The organism is Streptomyces sp. NPDC089915 (assembly GCF_040684675.1).
GTDB lineage: Bacteria > Actinomycetota > Actinomycetes > Streptomycetales > Streptomycetaceae > Streptomyces.
In genome coordinates, this window is record NZ_JBFBGN010000279.1 from 1 (window position 1) to 2,968 (window position 2,968).

Annotated in this window: 1 protein-coding gene; it reads left to right on the forward strand. The window is 77.3% G+C overall.

Annotated elements, in window-relative coordinates:
* On the forward strand, positions 1–2,968 hold a 2,968-nt coding region (locus tag AB0O29_RS34800), incomplete at both ends, for a type I polyketide synthase (RefSeq protein WP_365160128.1).

A 2,968-nucleotide genomic window follows, 5' to 3' on the forward strand; every position in this document is an offset into this window, starting at 1 on the left:
TGCGGGAGGAACTGCTGGGCCGGGGCGCCGAGGTGGCCCTGCTGCCCGTCGGCGCGGACGCGGACCCGGCGGTGCTCGCGGAGGCGCTCGGGGCGTCCGCGCGGCCCGAGGGGGTGCTGTCCCTGCTGGGCCTGGCGTCCGGGAGCCATCCGGAGCACCCGGAGGTGCCGGCCGCGCTGGCGGGCACCCTGGCCCTGGTGCGGGCGCTCGGCCTGGCCGGGACGCGGGCCCCGCTGTGGGTGGTGACCCGGTCGGCGGTGGTCACCGGCGGCGGGGATCCGGCGCCGGTGCCGGAGCAGGCCCAGCTGTGGGGGTTCGGCGCGGTCGCCGGGCTGGAGCACCCGGACCGCTGGGGCGGGCTGGTCGACCTGCCGGAGGAGCTCGACGGGCCGGCGCTGCGCCGGCTGAGCGGCGTCCTGGCCGCCGGGGAGGGTGAGGACCAGCTAGCGGTCCGGGCCGCGGGCGTCCTCGGCCGGCGCCTGGTCCGGACGACGGGTGCCCCCGCCGAAGGGTGGAGGCCGCGCGGAACGGTCCTGGTCACGGGCGGCACCGGGGCGCTCGGCGCCCGCTTCGCCCGCTGGCTCGCCGCGAACGGCGCCGCCCGGCTGCTGCTGACGAGCCGCCGGGGCCCCGAGGCCCCAGGGGCGGCCGAACTCCGCGCCGAACTGGAGGCGCTGGGCGTCCCCACCACCGTCGCGGCCTGCGACACCGCCGACCGGGCGGCCCTGGAGGCCCTCCTGGCGGGCGTCCCGGCCGACGAGCCCCTCACGGCCGTCCTGCACACCGCCGGCACCCTCGGGGACGCGGTCATCGAGTCGCTGACCCCGGCCGGACTGGCGCGGGTGCTGCGGCCGAAGGCGACGGCCGCGTTCCACCTGCACGAGCTGACGAAGGACCTGGAGCTGGACGCGTTCGTCCTGTTCTCCTCCGTCATGGGCGTCCTCGGCAACGGCGGGCAGGCCGCGTACGCGGCCGCCAACGCCTCCCTCGACGCCCTCGCCGGGCTGCGCCGCGCCCAGGGCCTGCCCGCCACCTCGGTGGCCTGGGGCGTGTGGGGCGGCGGCGGTATGGCCGGCGCGGCCGAGGAGCACACCCGGCGGGCCGGGTTCCCGGGCATGCCCGCCGAGCAGGCGGTGCGCGCGCTGGCCCCGGCGGTCGCCGGGGAGCGGGCCGTACCGGTGGTCGCGGACATCGACTGGGAGGTGTTCACCCCCCGTTACGCGGCGACCCGGCCGAGCCCGCTGCTCGCCGAGATCGCGGAGGCCCGTACGGCGCTGACCGCCGCCCGGACCGCCGCGGCGGACGACGGGCCGCGGCTGGCGTCGGGCCTGGCCGGGCTGACGGCCGCCGAACAGCACCGGGCCGTCCTGGAGCTGGTGCGCGCCGAGGCCGCCGTGGTCCTGGGGCACGCCTCGCCGGAGGCGATCGGCGCCGGCCGGGCGTTCAAGGAGATCGGCTTCGACTCCCTGACGGTGGTCCAGATGCGCAACCGGCTCGCGGCCGCGACCGGTCTGCGGCTGCCCACCACGCTGCTGTTCGACAATCCGACGCCGAACGCCCTGGCCGCGTTCCTGCGCACCCTGCTGGCGGGCGGCGCCGAGGAGGCGCCCGCCGGGGCGGCCCCCGTGGTCGCCGCGGCCTCGCGGCACGACGACGACCCGATCGCGATCGTCGGCATCGGCTGCCGCTTCCCGGGCGGGGTGAGCACCCCGGAGGAGTTCTGGGAGCTGCTGGCGAACGAGCGGGACGCGGTGTCCGGGCTGCCCGAGGACCGCGGCTGGGACCTGGAGGGCCTGTACGACCCGGACCCGGAGGCGGCCGGCAAGAGCTACTCCCGCGAGGGCGGGTTCCTGTACGACGCCGCCGACTTCGACCCGGGGTTCTTCGGGATCTCGCCGCGCGAGGCGCAGGCGATGGACCCGCAGCAGCGGGTGCTGCTCCAGGTGTCGTACGAGGCGCTGGAGCGGGCGGGCATCGATCCGTCGACCCTGCACGGCAGCCCCACGGGCGTGTTCGCCGGCATGTGCTACCAGGACTACGGCTCCCGGCTGCACGAGGCGCCGGAGGGCTTCGAGGGCTACCTGGTGACGGGCAAGCACTCCAGTGTGGTGTCGGGCCGGATCAGCTACGTGCTGGGGCTGGAGGGCCCCTCGTACACCGTGGACACGGCCTGCTCGTCCTCGCTGGTCACGGTGCACATGGCGGCGCAGGCCCTGCGGGACGGGGAGTGCCGGCTGGCGCTGGCGGGCGGTGTCACGGTGATGGCCGCGCCGGGCATGTTCATCGAGTTCAGCCGGCAGCGCGGGCTCGCGCCCGACAGCCGCTGCAAGCCGTTCTCCGACGCTGCCGACGGCATCGGCTGGGGCGAGGGCGCCGGCATGGTGGTCCTGGAGCGGCTCTCCGACGCGGAGGCCAACGGGCACCGGGTGCTGGCCGTGATCCGGGGCTCGGCGGTGAACCAGGACGGGGCGAGCAACGGGCTCGCGGCCCCCAGCGGTCCGGCGCAGCAGCGGGTGATCCGCCAGGCCCTCGCCAACGCGGGGCTGGACGCCTCGGACGTTGACATGGTGGAGGCGCACGGTACGGGCACCCGGCTGGGCGACCCGATCGAGGCGCAGGCGTTGCTGGCCACGTACGGGCAGGGCCGCGACGCGGACCACCCGCTGTGGGTGGGCTCGCTGAAGTCGAACATCGCGCACCCGCAGGCCGCGGCCGGCGTGGCCGGGGTGATCAAGACGGTGCTGGCGATGGAGCACGGGCTGCTGCCCGCGATCCTGCACCACGACGCGCCCTCCTCCCACGTGGACTGGTCCTCGGGGGCGGTGCGCCCGCTGGCGCGGACCATCGCGTGGCCGGAGGGCGAGGGCCCGCGCCGGGCCGGGGTGTCGGCCTTCGGGATCAGCGGCACCAACGCGCACGCCGTCCTGGAGCAGTACGTACCCGCCGCGGCTCCGGCGGCCGCGGCGGG